This window comes from Yoonia ponticola, assembly GCF_014199395.1.
GTDB classification, from domain to species: Bacteria; Pseudomonadota; Alphaproteobacteria; order Rhodobacterales; family Rhodobacteraceae; genus Yoonia; species Yoonia ponticola.
This window is the reverse complement of record NZ_JACIJM010000003.1, coordinates 454795-470403: the sequence shown is the minus strand read 5'-3', so window position 1 is coordinate 470403 and position 15609 is coordinate 454795. Positions and strand designations below refer to the sequence as shown.

The window sequence follows — 15609 nt, the reverse complement described above, 5'->3', positions numbered from 1 at the left end:
CCGTTGCCTGGGAAGGCGTTTGGCCCGTTTGATCCAAACTCACGCACCCATCGGCGCAGCACGGTTGCATGCACATCCAGATCTTTGGCCGCTTGCGCGACACTCACTCCGCGAGCCGTCACAAGCTGTGCCGCCTCGCGTTTATATTCTCGGCTGTAAACTCTTCTCGTCATCGCTGATCTCCAATCTCATAAACACCTTATCTCGGTCTCCACGAAACCGGCAGCAGCTCAGTGCGCAGTTTTTGCGTTAATCAACCGGCAGGGAAGGCAGCATTGGGGTTCTCAACCTCAGCCGTATTTTTAAGAACTATTTGTTTGTCGAAACCAGTTTCGCAGCAAGTGCTATGAACACGAGGCCCGAGACGCGATTAATCCAGATTTGCGCCTTGGGCGATGCTTTTAACCAATCTCCCAGCGCCCCTGCGGCGAAGGCCACGACGCCAAAAACGATGACGGTGATGATAAACATCAGTGCACCCAGTTGATAAAATTGCGCGACGAGAGAGCCGTGCAATGGGTCAACGAACTGCGGCAGGAATGCGAGGAAGAAGATAGTGATTTTCGGATTCGCGATGTTCATGATCAACCCGCGCAGGTACAGTTTCGGCACGGTTTCAGCAGGCGGGCGGTCGTCGTCAAGCTGGCTTTTCGAGGCTTTGAACGCGTTCCACGCAAGGTACAACAGATACGCCGCACCCGCATATTTGAGCACCACAAAGGCATATTGGGACGTCTGAAAAATGACCGCGACCCCCAATGCGACGGCAGTGGTGTGGAATAATAGGCCCGACGCGAGACCCAATGTGACGGCCACGCCCGCAATTTTGCCATGCAAGGCGGACTGCGTAAGGACAAAAATGTTGTCTGGACCGGGAACAAGCGCCAAGGCAAGACCGACGCTGACGAACAGCAAGGCGGTGTCAAAAGGAATCATGGTGAGGCCTGTGTTGATGGCGAGTTGGTTCAGTGCGTTGGATCGCTGTTAACGGATGAGAGGTGAAATTTGAAGCGTTCGCTTTTGACTGCGACGCACCCCGTCAGTTTTGGTAAGATCAGGCAGGTCTATCATGCAAGTGTTGACGATTAATTAAGGGCACAACGATTGACGATGCAGCCTTACATCCAGGACGGCGAGCGCCATGATGTTCACGACCACAGGTTTGCGAGATTTCCCATGACTCACGCAGAGCAACTACAGGTCGCGTAGGTATCCGGCTAGTTTAACGGGCTTGAAAGGCTTGTGTAGTATCTGGTCTGCGCCCAACGCTTTGAGTTCGTTTTCAGCCTCTTGCGAGGTTTTCGCCGTACACATCACGATTTTGGTCGACTGGTGATTGGGCAGGGTCCGCGCAACGCGCAGCACCTCTTGGCCGTCGGGGGGCAACATCATCACGTCCAGAAGCAGGGCGTCAAAGTCTTGCGTTTTCAGGATTTTTATCGCCTCGGCACCACTGGCGGCAAAGGTCGGGATGATGTCGTCCTCGACGATCAGGGCAATTTCGATCATCTCGCGGATGTCTGCTTCGTCGTCGACAAATAGAACTTTCATGCCTCAATCTCCACTGGTGTTGTTGGCGCTGTGTGCATTTTGAACGTCACGAAAAAGACTGTTCCTGTTTCCACTGCGCCGTCTTCTTCGGTTCTCGAGTCTAGTGTGATTTCGCCGCCTTGGCGTTCAACCAATTGTTTTGTGATCGCAAGGCCCAGACCCGTGCCGTTCATCTGTACGCCGCTGGTGTGGATTGGGGCGGTGAAGCGGTCAAACAGGCGGCCGCGTGCGGATTTTGGAATGCCGGGGCCGTCGTCACGCACGTAAAAGGTGATGTCGCCGTTTGTCTCGACCGCGCCGATTTTGACGGTGCCGTTTGCTGTCGAGTATTTGACCGCGTTCGAGATCAGGTTCGAGAAAATTTGCTGCAATCGATCCGGATCAACGAAAATCATCCCCGGTTCAGTCCGTTCGCACAGCAGGCTAACACCTGACCCCATGCCGTAACCGGAATTGAATGCGACGGCTTCTTCTAACGCGACGCTGACATCAACGGGTTTGACGCGAACGTGGAATTGGCCTTGGTCGATGGCCTGCAAGGTTAAAATGTCGTTCACCAACATTAAGAGACGGTCAGCATTGCGCGACGCCATCATGACCAGCCGTTTGGCAGGGCCTGCGAGGTCATCCGCAAAGCGGTCTTGCAGCAGGTCTAGCGACCCTGAAAGCGACGTCAGAGGGGTGCGTAGTTCATGGTTAATGGAGGTGACAAAGTTGTCCTTCGCTGCAGCCAGTCGCTTTTCGGCGGTCACATCGGTCAGCACGCAATAGGCGATCTCCATATTGTTCGCCGTCAGCTTCATGACGCGGCATTCAACGGCTTGATCGTTGCAGGTCAGGATCTCTTGCGGCGGCAAATCATCAGTGAGAATGGACAGGTCCGGTAGCAATCTCTTGAGGTCAGCGACAGCCTGATCACTGTCATCTTGGCCAAGAATTTTGCGGGCCATCTTGTTGGTCCGCTTAAGTTTTCCGTCCATGGTAAAGATCACAATACCATCGGCGACGTTCTCAAAAATCGCGTTAAACTCGCGCTGAGCAGCGACAATCCGCAGGTTATCCTGCACGGATTGGCTCAAGCCGTCGGCCAGTTGCACTGACTTGCGCTGCAGCCTGATCGCCATGCCGATTGAGGACGCAAACAGGATGCTTGCAATGATGATAAAGCTGGCTGTCCGCATGTAAAAACCCGCCAAAACGGCGCTTTTGCTACGGCTGACGTTGATGGTTAGATCCAAAGCCGCGATCTTGCGCGAGGCGTGAATGTTGCGCTCGAATGCAATCGGCGACAGGTCTTCGGACTCGAATGCCGCAGCGCCGTTGGAAGCGACGACGTTGACGTGCATGTCGGTCGGAATTTCGGACAGGGTTAATATGTCCGAGAAATACTTCTCGCCCAAGGACGATACGATCACGCCGAAAACCTGATTGGACTGCGACACCATTGGCCACGCAATAGGCGTCAAACGCCGTCCTGTGCCACGTGCGATAATCGGCACACCAACGGCGTATTCATTCATGCCCAACTGCAACGCTTCTTGGAAATAGGCGCGATCACCGAGGTAGGTGCCTGTCAGTTGTTCGACCGACGACCACACTGGATTCCCGTTCGTGGCGATCCATACAAGGCTGTCGATTTGATCAATCTGTTCCAATGTTTGGCGCATCATGTCGCCGTAGCGGGTTTCGATGTCCGCAGACGTTCCAAACCGCCTCGACGGCAAGCGGTCGATCAAATTCCACATCTGCAGGTTGGCAACCGCAAGATTGGATTCGACCGACTGCTCGAAAAGTTCAGCGAAATTGACCAGTTGGACTTCGGCCTCGCTGATCGAACGTTTGTAATCAGAACGTACCAGATAGGCGACGCCTGCGATGAACAACACCACAAGCAGCAGAATTACACCGACAAAGGGCCGCCTGCCTTCATTTTGGGGGGCGTTCGCATTGAGACGCGTGTCCATATGAATCATGGGGGAAGGGCCGCTCCGTTAAGGTTGTAGGGTTTTCACGATGCCGTTTTCGGTGTCGCCGGATTTGGTTTCTAGCAATTTGATCGCGTTCGCGAGGCGATGGCCGATGGTGCCGTCACCCGCAGGGGCAATCGCCGCGCTGATCGTCACGGGCGCGTTTTGCCATGCGTCGCTGGCGGTCAGTTGCGCTGTGTTGACGGCGTTCACGAATGTTTCGGCCCGCTGGCGCAGATCATCTTCGCTCAGGTTGAGACCCGCGAAGCAGAACATGTCATCTTCCCAGTGTGCAAATGTATCGCCCGCGCAAATGCTGACATTCGCGAGGATTTTTGCGACCTGATTGGTGATTACGGCACTTTGGGATGACGAAAAATCGGTCTCTTTTTTCAGGTTATCAACCTTTAACGCGATCAAGCCGACCGTGGATTCGGTATCCGCTGCCATCGCCATCAGATCAGCCTGCAGACCCAACTGACTCCCAAGCATGTCTTGGCGTGCAGTCGATGTTCGCGAGCCATCGGTGCCTAACGCCTTGCGTTTTGATCCGCGGTTTTCGCTAGCACGACGACGGCTGAGTTCGGATTTAAGCCGCAAGCTGCTTTTCATGCGTGCTTGCAATTCGATCCGGTTGAACGGCTTGGTCACATAGTCATTCGCGCCCGCGACAAAGGCGCGCGACAGGGATTCCATGTCCTTGCGGCTGGTCAACATGATGATCGGCACGTCGCGCCACGCATCAATACCTCTGATCCGCGCACACAGCTCGATCCCGTCGATCACGGGCATCATGATGTCCATCAAAATCAAGTCCGCTTCGGCTTCGCCCGTCTCGATTGCCGCCAGTGCAGCCGTCGGGTCGAGGAAGCTGACAACGTTGTCGTAACCCAGCTCTGCAAGGTTGCTGCGAATGAATTCCTGCGCAATATCAGAATCATCGACTGCTATAATGCGTTGGCTCATTTCAGTCCCTCTCTTGGTTCATTTCGTTCGAAAACCCGCCACAGATCGTTTGCAAAGACTTCATCATAGAAAGCCATCTGATCGGTCGCGAGTTCAGGGAAGCGTCGTAATATGCGGTCTGTCACGAGGACGTCGGTCGGTGTGTTTTGCACGAGTATGTATTTCGCACGCAGCAATCCACCCTCTAATGCCCAATCATAGACTGTTTGGCCCGCGACGATAAGCCGTTGAATGTCGTCAATTTGTGGCACAATTTCGGGATTTCGTTCGACATCGACGAGGATGCCGTCCTTTCCGTCCAGAAAGCGCGCGACGTCTTGTGTGGCTTTATATTCGTCCAATGGCACGCCCTGTACGGCTGCCACCCACTCGCGGGTTTCGGCCTCCGGGTTGGCACGCAGGGAAAACAGCGACAGCACGAGGCTCAGTGCCAAAAGCACCAGAATGATCGGCTCGCGCAAGTTCAGCGGTGGCCAGAACCGAATGGCTGCGACCAAGATCGCGAGCATCGGTGCAATCGCCAAGGACGGATCGGATTCCATATGGAACATGTTGTTAAGCCAGTAGGCCCCGAAAACGGTTCCGAACGCGGCAAGTAATGGCATGAAGTAGTAGGGGGTGTAGACGTTACGCATCGTGGCAATGAATGTCAGCGGCGCCAGTCCTGCGAGAATGATCAAGTGGGTCGTGAACGAGATCGACACTGGTTCTTCTGTCAACAGCGGCATTAGCGAGCTATCGAAGATCATACTGATGAACCAAAGCGAAAAGATCGCGGCGGCCACAGGGTAAAACATCGCGATCAGATACCCGATTGGCGACGAGACCAGCATGCTGGGACGTGCGGCCACGATCATAAAGGGCAGCGCACCGAGGCAGATCAGCAAGCCGTAGCTGTTCGATAAGGACACGACCAACAGGCCCACGGCGACTTTCATCATGTCGGGGGCGTTGCCCGCGAGGCGTAGGTTCACGATACCGCGTGCGAAAATCCATGTGCCGATAAGGGTCAGGATTGCTTCGGGGCCTTCGGCTAATGCGCGCAGGAAGAACGGGTTCAGCACCAGTAGCGCCACTGCGAGAACGCTGGTGATCGCAGAGACATCGGCGGTATAACGCAGGTTGCTGTACCACATCATGACCATCATCGCCCCCAATCCGGCGGATAGCAGAAACGGCGTAGGCACCGACACGCTGCCGATGATCCATTGCAGCACAATCGACAACACATAGGGCAGGGGCGGGAAAAATGCGTCGGTGGAATTAAAGCCCACTGGCCCGTCGATCTGCATGATCGCCTTAGACCATAGCACCGTCACCCGTTCAGAGACAAAACCATTCGCCTGCGCCCACGCGAGCGTCAGCAACAGCCCTAAAAACAGCAGAATAAAAGCGGCCCAGTGTCCGGCATGACGGGTCATCCGTTGATCTCCTCGGCATCGAGACTTGCCTCGGCGACTTCGTTTGCGGTGTGTTTGGACAGCCCATGCTGGGTTTTTTCCCAGTAGAACGGATTAAACACCAACTGCGACAGCGCCTTATAAGAGGCGACGGTCATCAGCGCCCAATAGCCGAACACCGTGATCCCCCATGGGGCCAGATCGGTCCAGCGTCGCCGGAACGGGGCCACCATTGTCAGATAGATCAGCAGGCCGTTGCCCGCGAGCAGATTGAGCAAGGATAGATACAGCACCGGCAGCGGGAAGTAGGGCGAGATGATATCTTCGCCAAAGATCATCCAGACCGCGAAAATGGCCCAGAACACCGGATTAAGCAGACCGGACAGAAACGTCCCGCCGATAAAGAAGATGAAGCCGAAAACGCCAGCAGGCCCGATGGAGCGCCACAGGTGAACAGGGCGACGGCTATGCACCAAAAACGTCTGCATGTAGCCCTTGATCCAGCGCGAGCGCTGCCGGACCCAATTGGGAATCGAGACGTTTGCTTCTTCAAATGTTGTGGAGTCGATCACGCCGACACGGTAGCCTTTTTGCGTCAAACGAATGCCAAGATCGGCATCTTCGGTGACGTTAAACGGGTCCCAAGCGTTGAGTTCGCGCAGCACATCCATGCGGAAGTGGTTCGATGTACCACCCAGCGGAATAGGGATTTTCAGACGCTCTAGACCGGGCAGCATAAGGTCGAACCAAAGTGAATAATCCAGCGTGAACATGCGTGTAAGCCAGTTTTCGCGGGCGTTATAGTAGTTTAGACGGCATTGGATGCAGGCGGTGTTGTCGGGCGATTGGTTGAACGCGGCGACCACTTTTTTCAGCTGATCGGGCTCTGGTTTGTCTTCGGCGTCGAAAATCACCAAGAAATCGCCTTGGGAATAACGCAACGCAAAGTTGCAGGCTTTCGGCTTTGTTTGCGGGTGCGAGGCGGGCACGCGAATGATCTCGAACACGCCTTCTAGGTTCAGGCTACGCGCGGCATCAATCGTCTCGTGATCGCCTTCTTCCAGCACGATTTTGATGTCGAGCTTGGCCAGTGGATAGTCAAGATTGCGCAGGGCTTGCGTCAAAATCGGCAGCACTTCGGGTTCGCGGAACATCGGGACCAGCACCGTGTACGTGGGCAGGTCCTCGTCGCGCAAAAGGCTGGCTTCGGCGGCGATTGCGCGCGACGACGATTCCTGTGCGGCCCCGCCGACCCAAACCAGCACAGCTTTGAATAAGAAGTTGCCAGTGTAGAATACGGTCAGCACGACGTTGATCGCGATCAATGTGGCGACGGGCGCAAAAGCGATCCCGAGCAGGAAGGTAGAGACCAGCAAATACAAGATCAGGATTTGCGGCGGTGTGATGACCTGCTGTGCGGACATTTCGGGGTCGACTTCAGCCAACGCAAAGACGGCATCGTGAGAATGCTGTTCGCGGAAAGCACGTTGCAGCGACCACGAGATGTCAAAGTGCGAGGCGATAACCAGATTAACGTTGGTTCCGAATTTTTCGTTCACATGCAACAAGGTAGCAGGGCCGGGACGCGCTGTGGCAACAGTGGTCACACCGTTTGTTTCGCCAATCGGAATGGTCATCCAATCGTTCATGGTGCGTGGATCAAAAGACCGGATCAATGCGTCGTCCGGCCTGTCCGTCATCAAGTTGACCAGTGGCAAATCGTAGTGAAAGGCCAGCTGTTCATACAGTTGATCAGACGTAATCCACCGCCGCGACAAAAGAACTTTGACGAGCGAAACGCCCCAATCTTCGGCAAGATCTTCGGCCGCAAAAAGCTGGTCGGGGGTGAGAATTCCCCGATCCAGCAACAATGTGCCAATGGCTTCGCTTTCGGCATCCAACGCCATAATGCGTTATTCGTCCGACGGCGTAGCGCGGCGACGGCGGTACATTTTCTGGAATGCAGCCAAGACCAACAACGTCAGGGCAAGCCAGAGACCGCCCACAATCCATGGCCGATATTGATCTAGGATCTGCATCAGGCTGGTTTGTTCAGGGTAGACCACATCGATCAAAGAATTGCTGTTGGTCGAGGTCGCCACGACGACGCCTTCAGCGCCGATCAACGCCAGATCACCACGGTCCAACACGAACGGTGTGTTCACTGACGCTTGTGGTGCGTCACCTGCGCCGGGGCGTACCCACAGACCAGTCACGCCGTTGCGCGTGACCATCTGCACAATTCCAAGCCGGTCTAGCGCGTCGCCGTCGAACATGACTTCACCATTGCGGTCACGAATCTCGATGCGGCCTTTTTCGACGGTAATCAAAGGTTCGCCGTCACCGGGATTGGCATTGGACACCACAACAAACGGCACGTCCGCGTCGATATCTGTCAGCGCATTGCGCGGGATGATCGGGGCGCGATCAGGGATTATCGTACCTGCGACACTGCCCAGCCATGGCATCAATTCGCTGGCGGACAGGCCCACATCTGGATCGACGAAAATCTGTGCACCATCTGCAAAGGATTGACGTAGTTGGAAAAAGTGCTCGGTCTCGTCTGCGGTATCCGCCAGTTGCAACTGGCTGCCCGGTAGAACTTGGGCGCTATAGCCTTGCGGTTTGATCCGGCACTGACCGCCAGCGGCTTGGCGTTGGAACGATACGCGCAGCACGTTGTTCCGGCTGACCAGTCCTGCTGGCACTGTGAACTTCACACGTTCCGGCACGCCGCGTCCCAGCGATCTGGCCCCAAGCAACGTGTCATTCAGGTAGACGGTCGCACTTGCGCCCGCACCAGCAGGGTCGAGGCCCGCTGCAAGTACGAGATCAATCTCGGACACAGTTTTACCCGCCGGAATATCCGATGATTGGAATGGAATAATAAACTGCTCGGACGATACAACTTGTTTTTCACGCAGGTCAGCGCCGAGTGCTGACAGCAGCACCACATCGGCGTCAACGCTGCTGGAAACGAGTGCACTGGTCACGCTGTTGGCGGCATCGGTGACGCCAGCCCACGCGGATGACAACTGCCATAGACCCAATTGCGGGTCGGTGCCGCGCACGTGCAAGGTCGGTTGCGCACCGGTCTGGATGACCTCCATTTCGCTATCGGACCCAGACGTGGTCACGTCGAGTTCAATCGCACCGGCCGTCCAAGCGTTGCCCTCAGCGGCGAGGGCGCCAGTGCCAAAGTTGACGCCGCCTTGTTCCGCACCGAACAATGTCGCCGCCCGCACAGCCGCAGCCAGACCGGACATTTCATTGCCTTCGGGCATCTGCACATAGACTTGGGCAGGGCGGAAACCGTTGAAATCCAACGGTGTCGAGATTTGCGCAGGGTCTAGCGTCAAGGATAACGCAGAGTCCGGCGAGATCTGAACAAAGTCACCAGACGCGCGTTCATCGACGCAAATATATTCAGAGAATGCACCCGAATAAGACAGCCCAATCGTCAGGAACCCGTTTTGAACATCGCTAGGCCGGATATCGATCGGCAACGACAACTGCCCGCCTTCAACGTCCAATCCGACAGACGTCGCAATGCGGTCGCCGATTTTGACTTGCAAGAACCGCTCGACCGCGTTGGTCGCACCGTGTTCGATATCGAGGGTCAACTGACCATTCAGGATCGGGCCTGCATCAGGGACAGGAAAGTAGATTTCCGTCTGGCCTGACAACTGGCTGAATGCCACGCCATCGCGATAGCCCAAATCCCGCAGCGTCGTGCTACGCAAAAGCGCGTCTTGCGACGTCTCGGCGATTGCAGGTGTGGTGGATTGCGTCGTGGTTGCCGTTTGCGCATGTGCGCTCAAAGCCAAAACACTGATTGATGCGGTCAGAATAAATGCGTTTTTCATAGCGTTGAATAGTGCTCTCTCAGTTGTGCGGCTGCAGCATGCGCATCTTGGATAATCGCTTCTAGAGCGGTGATTTGGGTCTGCGTCAGGTCGGCACCAGTGGTGTCAACGTGTTCTGCAATGTCCACGCCTTTGCGGACGATCTGCTCGATTGTGTCGAGTTCCAGCATCGCGGCGTTTCCGCTCATGTCATGCAAAAGTCGGTGGACCTTGCGGACGTGCGTTTCACCACCCGAAGACTCGGGTTCGCCTTGGACAACGTTCAAAACATCGTCGAGCCGATCTTTCAGAGTGTGGATGAAACGTTTTCGAACCTGCGCAATGCGGTCGTCATAAGACAAATCTTTTTGGTGTTCGATCATACTAGGTTTCGCGTCATTGGGACATATCAGCTATGGATCAAGTGAAAATCCGTAAGCCGAGCGCGTTACTGTGGGGGATTATGATACAATCGTTAACCGTTTGTTTACACATTTTAGATTAGGCTGTTAGCCGCTAACATGCAACAACCATAAGGCGAAGGCCGTTTGGAACCATTGGTATGCATCCGGTGACGTGACACAAATGATACAGACGTAGCGCGGGCGCGACGTGCGTATCGGTTCGGCAAACTGGGCGGTGGTTTAGTTAATCGACACGCGCGCGCCATGCCTCTGCATAAGCCTTGAAAGCCGCCATATCGGCACGTGCTGCGGATCGGATCGGTGCGACAAGCCCGTCGCTTTGTCCGAATAGCAGCGCCGCACCGATGCTGGTTCCTGTGGCCGCGTCGCTTTTCATCACAGGGCGGCCAGTCGCGGCCTCTAGCATCGCGATAAATTCAGGATTTCGCGCAAATGGGCCTTCGACAATCGTGGGGCCTTTGGCTCCGGTCAGCCGTAAACAGGTGTCCGTCATCAGCGCGAGGTAGAACGACACCGCCGCCGATCTTTGCCCCGTTCCCACGTCAGGCTCGTGGCCAGTCCACGACATTTGACGTCCCTGATATGGTCCTGTTTTAGGCTCAACAGCGGGCAGGATCATCAGCGACGACGTCAGCACGTCTTGGATTTCAGCATCCGTCGGCGGCTGGTATTGGCCGCTTTGGATCATTTCGTATTCGCGACCACCCATGAACCGCGCACTTGGTACGGCGTTCCCCAGCGCATTCACGTTCATCAGGGTATCGCGTGTCGGATCAAGCTGCAGATCACCGCCGCCAATGGACATCACGATGACCCACGTGCCGCTAGAAACGACCGAAAACGGTGCGTCTTGCGTCAGTATGTGCGGGTAAAGCGACGCATTGGAATCGTGGATGCCGACGCAAACCGAAGTGTCCGCGGACAGCCCAGTCACGGCTGCAATCTCAGGCAGAATAGTTCCCAAGATGTCCGTCGATTGCCGCACAGGAGCGATTTTACCATCTATACCCAATGCTTTGGGGAGTTCGGAAAAAGTCCCGTCGCGTGGTTGCCAAAGGTCGGTGTGACACCCGATTGAGGTCACATCAGCAGCGGCGACGCCTGTCAAGCGATGCCCCCAATACTGCGGATAAGTCACGATCTGGGCGGTGCGATCACGCAGGCTTGGGTCGGTTGAAAACTGCCAGTGAAGCTGTGCGCCGATGTTCAATCCACCCGCGAGTGTAGGCGATCCTGTCAGGGCAAAATCCGGTTTGATCTTGGCGTATGCCGCGACAGTATCTGCGGGGTAGGGATGTTCATAATCTAGGATCGGGGCAGCCAAATTGCCGTCACTGTCCAGCAACGCGGCACAAGCGCCATGCGTCGTGATCGAAATTGCATCAACGCCGTGATCTGCGTGAAATTGCGCCAAAGCGTCGAGCAAAAACGCCCAATGTCCGTCGACGTCATAATGTGGGTAAGGCGGTCCTGCTTGCACGGTATTCGGGCGCGTCACGACGGCCAGTTCAGTCAGCGACATGCGGTCAACAAGCGCGAGTTTCGCGTTGGTTTTGCCGATATCGATCACGGCGATATTGCGCGGCGTCGTCATGGCATGTGGAACACTGGTGTGAGGGTCGCGGCGACAGGCGCGTTGTCCGGTCCGGTGTCCATGATATCGGCCATGTGTGCCCACCATTTTTGCATGATAGGATGATCGGGCAGGGCGTCCATCGTGTGATCTGCGGTGCGTGTCAGAACGCCGATCAGGTGGCCCGTCGCGTCATCAAGGTGAATCGAATAATCGCTGACACCAGATTCGTGCAACAGCACCACCAATTCTGGCCAGATTTCATCGTGACGGCGGCGGTATTCGTTAACCATGCCGTCGTTCAGTTTCATGCGGAAAACGTGGCGTTCGGTCATGCGATTTTCCGTGCTTTGCGCTGTGCAGATACCATCGCCCATAGGCGCGGCAAGGCGATAACGCCGATCAACAACAGGCCGATAAAGATCGACATGACGATGCCCGGCACGTTGAGCAATCCAAGCCCGAATGTCACCAATCCCATGACAAATGCTGCGATCACGACACCCGGAATTGTGCCCGATCCGCCAAGGATATTGACGCCGCCGAGGACGACCATCGTGACGACTTCCAGCTCCATGCCTGTGGCGATACTGGGCCGCGTGGACCCGAGCCGCGAGGTGAGGCAGATCGCTGCAACACCGGACATCAGGCCCGTGAGTAGGAACAAAATGAACTTGACGCGGGCGACGCGGATGCCGCTGAACAACGCCCCTGTCGGGTTGTTGCCGATGGCATAGACGGCGCGGCCAAAGTTGGTTTTGTGCAGTAATACAGCGTAAACGACGGCAATAATGACGAAGAACAGCATCTCGACGGTGAACACCCAATAGATGTAGCCTTGGCCGAACCAGCTAAAGCTGGCGGGATAGCCGCGGAACGCATCGTCGCCAAGGATGATATAGCTGATGCCGCGAAACAGGCTCATGGTGCCGATGGTCACAACGATGGATGGTAGTCCCAATATGGTGACAAAGACGCCGTTAAACGCGCCGCACAGCAGCCCGACAGTCAGGCCAATCGCGACCAATTCCGGCGTGCCCGCACCGTATTGCACGGCAAGCCCCATCGCGGTGCTGGCAAGCGCGATGATGGACGCAACAGACAAGTCGATTTCGCCCGAGATAATCAGCAGTGCCATGGCAAAGGCGATCATTGCTTTTTCGGTAAAGTTGAACGTCGCGTCGCTGAGGTTCCATGCGTTCAGGAAGTAGGGCGACGCAAAGCTGTTAACCACGAAAATCGCGATTGCTACGGCGAAAAGCAACGCTTCCCAGCTCTTGAAAAGACGCGCAGCGCGGCTGTGCAGACGGTCAGGAATATGGCGTGTTTGGGTGGTGTTTGTCATTGCGTGACCTCGGCGGATTTGAGGATAATGCGGCCTTTGGTGCGACCTGATCGTGCGTTAAAGGCCACCGCGATCAGGATTGCAGAGCCGGAAATCGCAAGCTGCCAGAACGGCGAGATATTCACGACAGGCAGCGCGTTTTTCACCACGCCAAGGAAGATCGCGCCCAGCACGGCACCGCCCACTGACCCGATGCCGCCCGCGATAGAAATGCCGCCGATGACGCATGCGGCGACGACTTCCAACTCGAAACCGCCCGCGATATCGACATAGGCGACCGCGTAGCGAGCGACCCAAAGATATCCGGTTAATCCGGCCAATGCACCCGACACGACGAAGGCGCCGAACTGCGTGCGGCCCACGTTAATGCCTGTGTAGACCGCCGCGTGCGGGTTGCCACCAACTGCGAAAATTGACCGTCCGAATTGGGTACGGGACATCATCACGCCGAAAGCTACAACCGTGATGATTGCGATCCATGACAATACGGGCAGACCGAGAAATGCGGCGCGCGGAAAGCCTGTGAAGGCGGGGCTCATTTCATGGGAATTCACCCATTTACCGTCTGAAATCAGAAAGATAATGCCGCGAAAGATGGTCATTGTACCGAGCGTCACGACAATGGGCGGAATGTTGAGCTTCCAAACAAGCACCCCGTTGATAGCCCCCATCATCGCACCAAGCGTGACGGCAATGGCGAGGATAAAAGGGATCGGCAGACCGGGAAATGCGACGTTAATCATCGCCACGGCCATGCCCGTCAACGCAAGGTTGGCAGCGACCGACAGGTCGATGCAACGGGTTAAAATAACGACCATTTGCCCCAAGGCCAGAATGATCAGCGGGGCCGTGTCGTTAAACACATTGGCCAAATTTGCAGGCGCAACAAAGCCCGCAAACCGTGATGCGATCAAGACAATCAGCAGCAAAATTGCGCTGGCCAGAATGGTTTCGCGGACGGGAATGTGACGCATCATGGGGCTGTACCTTCTGTCGATGTGGTGATGCCTGCCGCATGGCGCACCAAGGTTTCAGGGGTCAATTCGTCGCCCGATAATTCAGAGGCGATCAGCCCGTCGCGCATGACGATCACACGGTCTGACATGCCGATAACTTCGGGGATTTCCGAGCTGACCATGATGACTGACAACCCTTGGGCTGCGAGTTCGGCCATAAATTTATGCACGGCGGCTTTGGAGCCGATGTCGATACCTTTGGTCGGCTCATCGAGGATGATGACTTGGGGTTGGGTGGCGAGCCATTTGGCGATGACGACTTTTTGCTGATTGCCCCCCGACAGGTTGCCAATGTCTTGATCGAGCGAGGCGGCCCGCAGGTCCAGCCGTGCGGCGTATTCCCGTGCGAGTTTGAATTCTTCGGCAAGTTTCAGGAACCCGCGCGATGATGTTCGGCCAAGCGACGGCAAGGTGATGTTCTGGAAAATCGGCAAACCGATCACGGCGCCTTGTTTGCCGCGATCTTCGGGGACGTAAACGATGCCATTGTTCACGGCGTCAGCGGGCGAGCGGATAATTTTGATCTCGCCATTGATCCGGCACACGCCTTTGGTCGGTTTGGTGATCCCGAACAGCGATTGCATGAATTCAGAGCGACCAGCCCCAACCAAGCCGTAAAACCCAAGGATTTCACCACGGTTGAGCGTGAAAGTAATGTCGGCAAATTCGGTTGGATGCGAATACCCCACGACCTTCAGGACTTCTTCGCCGGGTGTGTGGGCGCGATCGGGGAAAATCTGATCGACAGAGCGGCCAACCATCAACGTGACGAGCGCGTCTTCGGTGATATCAGCGATCAAACCGTCGCCGACAAAAGCCCCGTCACGAAACACGGTGAACCGATCCGCGATGCGGAAGATTTCATCGAATTTGTGGCTGATGAACAGGATCGCTTTGCCTTGGGATTTCAACGTCTCGACAAGCGTGTAAAGCTCTTCGATCTCTTTGTGTGACAGCGCGGCCGTCGGTTCGTCCATAATCACAACACGAGCGTCCACCGACAAGGCGCGGGCAATGGCGACGAGGTGTTTGTTGGCAATACCAAGGTCGCGCAACTGGGTGTGGCTGCTAAAGGGGGCGCCGATATCGTCCAGCAGTTTAGCGGCTGCGGCGTGCATGGCGGCGGTGTCGATCAGACCAAAGCGGGTGCGGGGCGCGTGGCCGATGTAGATGTTTTCTGCGACGGACAATTCGTCAAACAGCACGGTTTCCTGATGGATTGCAGTGATGCCAGCCTTGGCCGCGTCATTGGGCGATGCAAAGGACACAGGCGCGTCGTCAATGCGGATCGTGCCGCCGTCTGTCTGGTAAATGCCCGTCAGGATTTTGACGGTGGTGGATTTACCTGCGCCATTTTCACCAACAAGAGCGGTCACTTGGCCGGGGTAGAGGTCCAACTTTACGCGGTCCAATGCGGTGACACCCGGAAAGGTTTTCGTGATCATGTCCATTGAAACAACGGGCGACACGTCAGATCGATTGGCGGGCGCGGTATGCGTCGTCATTGGCAACCTCATGCAG

General features: G+C 55.9%; 14 protein-coding genes. All 14 read right to left on the bottom strand.

The annotated features are described in order from the left end of the window. A partial coding sequence (locus FHS72_RS07335; protein WP_183527592.1) for a transposase occupies positions 1–173 on the bottom strand: 173 nt, incomplete at its 3' end. 136 nt (positions 174–309) lie between these two features. After that, complete coding sequence (locus tag FHS72_RS07330) at positions 310–936, bottom strand: LysE family translocator (RefSeq protein ID WP_183527590.1); 627 nt, start codon at positions 934–936, stop codon at positions 310–312. Between the two features lie 258 nt (positions 937–1194). Next, positions 1195–1551, bottom strand: a complete 357-nt coding sequence (locus tag FHS72_RS07325) for a response regulator (RefSeq protein WP_183527588.1) — start codon at positions 1549–1551, stop codon at positions 1195–1197. Then, on the bottom strand, positions 1548–3524 hold the full coding sequence (locus FHS72_RS07320) for an ATP-binding protein (RefSeq protein WP_183527586.1): 1977 nt from the start codon (positions 3522–3524) through the stop codon (positions 1548–1550). Before FHS72_RS07320 ends, FHS72_RS07325 begins: the two co-directional genes overlap by 4 nt. Before the next feature lie 18 nt (positions 3525–3542). After that, positions 3543–4484, bottom strand: a complete 942-nt coding sequence (locus tag FHS72_RS07315) for a response regulator (protein WP_183527584.1) — start codon at positions 4482–4484, stop codon at positions 3543–3545. Then, positions 4481–5905, bottom strand: coding sequence for a glycosyltransferase family protein (locus FHS72_RS07310; protein ID WP_183527582.1), 1425 nt, complete (start codon positions 5903–5905; stop codon positions 4481–4483). Before FHS72_RS07310 ends, FHS72_RS07315 begins: the two co-directional genes overlap by 4 nt. Beyond that, positions 5902–7791 carry a glycosyltransferase family 2 protein gene (locus FHS72_RS07305; protein WP_183527580.1) on the bottom strand — a complete coding sequence of 630 codons (1890 nt, stop codon included), beginning with the start codon at positions 7789–7791 and terminating at the stop codon, positions 5902–5904. Before FHS72_RS07305 ends, FHS72_RS07310 begins: the two co-directional genes overlap by 4 nt. Positions 7792–7797: 6 nt before the next feature. Beyond that, positions 7798–9750, bottom strand: coding sequence for a cellulose biosynthesis cyclic di-GMP-binding regulatory protein BcsB (locus tag FHS72_RS07300; RefSeq protein WP_183527578.1), 1953 nt, complete (start codon positions 9748–9750; stop codon positions 7798–7800). Then, positions 9747–10112: an Hpt domain-containing protein gene (locus tag FHS72_RS07295; protein ID WP_183527576.1), complete on the bottom strand. Its 366-nt coding sequence runs from the start codon at positions 10110–10112 to the stop codon at positions 9747–9749. The genes FHS72_RS07300 and FHS72_RS07295 overlap by 4 nt, the downstream gene beginning before the upstream one ends. Before the next feature lie 265 nt (positions 10113–10377). Further along, positions 10378–11748, bottom strand: coding sequence for an FGGY-family carbohydrate kinase (locus FHS72_RS07290; protein WP_183527573.1), 1371 nt, complete (start codon positions 11746–11748; stop codon positions 10378–10380). Continuing rightward, a complete protein-coding gene (rhaM, locus tag FHS72_RS07285) occupies positions 11745–12062 on the bottom strand; it encodes an L-rhamnose mutarotase (RefSeq protein ID WP_183527571.1) in 318 nt (105 codons plus the stop codon). Before rhaM ends, FHS72_RS07290 begins: the two co-directional genes overlap by 4 nt. Then, complete coding sequence (locus FHS72_RS07280) at positions 12059–13072, bottom strand: ABC transporter permease (RefSeq protein ID WP_183527569.1); 1014 nt, start codon at positions 13070–13072, stop codon at positions 12059–12061. Before FHS72_RS07280 ends, rhaM begins: the two co-directional genes overlap by 4 nt. After that, complete coding sequence (locus FHS72_RS07275; protein ID WP_183527567.1) at positions 13069–14049, bottom strand: ABC transporter permease; 981 nt, start codon at positions 14047–14049, stop codon at positions 13069–13071. Before FHS72_RS07275 ends, FHS72_RS07280 begins: the two co-directional genes overlap by 4 nt. Further along, positions 14046–15593, bottom strand: coding sequence for a sugar ABC transporter ATP-binding protein (locus tag FHS72_RS07270; protein WP_183527565.1), 1548 nt, complete (start codon positions 15591–15593; stop codon positions 14046–14048). Before FHS72_RS07270 ends, FHS72_RS07275 begins: the two co-directional genes overlap by 4 nt. Positions 15594–15609: the final 16 nt, after the last annotated feature.

Excerpts from the sequence above, each read along its gene's own strand:
- FHS72_RS07330 (WP_183527590.1), bottom strand. The coding sequence starts at position 936 with ATGATTCCTTTTGACACCGCCTTGCTGTTCGTCAGCGTCGGTCTTGCC.
- FHS72_RS07325 (WP_183527588.1), bottom strand. The coding sequence starts at position 1,551 with ATGAAAGTTCTATTTGTCGACGACGAAGCAGACATCCGCGAGATGATC.
- FHS72_RS07320 (WP_183527586.1), bottom strand. The coding sequence starts at position 3,524 with ATGATTCATATGGACACGCGTCTCAATGCGAACGCCCCCCAAAATGAA.
- FHS72_RS07315 (WP_183527584.1), bottom strand. The coding sequence starts at position 4,484 with ATGAGCCAACGCATTATAGCAGTCGATGATTCTGATATTGCGCAGGAA.
- FHS72_RS07310 (WP_183527582.1), bottom strand. The coding sequence starts at position 5,905 with ATGACCCGTCATGCCGGACACTGGGCCGCTTTTATTCTGCTGTTTTTA.
- FHS72_RS07305 (WP_183527580.1), bottom strand. The coding sequence starts at position 7,791 with ATGGCGTTGGATGCCGAAAGCGAAGCCATTGGCACATTGTTGCTGGAT.
- FHS72_RS07300 (WP_183527578.1), bottom strand. The coding sequence starts at position 9,750 with ATGAAAAACGCATTTATTCTGACCGCATCAATCAGTGTTTTGGCTTTG.
- FHS72_RS07295 (WP_183527576.1), bottom strand. The coding sequence starts at position 10,112 with ATGATCGAACACCAAAAAGATTTGTCTTATGACGACCGCATTGCGCAG.
- FHS72_RS07290 (WP_183527573.1), bottom strand. The coding sequence starts at position 11,748 with ATGACGACGCCGCGCAATATCGCCGTGATCGATATCGGCAAAACCAAC.
- rhaM (WP_183527571.1), bottom strand. The coding sequence starts at position 12,062 with ATGACCGAACGCCACGTTTTCCGCATGAAACTGAACGACGGCATGGTT.
- FHS72_RS07280 (WP_183527569.1), bottom strand. The coding sequence starts at position 13,072 with ATGACAAACACCACCCAAACACGCCATATTCCTGACCGTCTGCACAGC.
- FHS72_RS07275 (WP_183527567.1), bottom strand. The coding sequence starts at position 14,049 with ATGATGCGTCACATTCCCGTCCGCGAAACCATTCTGGCCAGCGCAATT.
- FHS72_RS07270 (WP_183527565.1), bottom strand. The coding sequence starts at position 15,593 with ATGACGACGCATACCGCGCCCGCCAATCGATCTGACGTGTCGCCCGTT.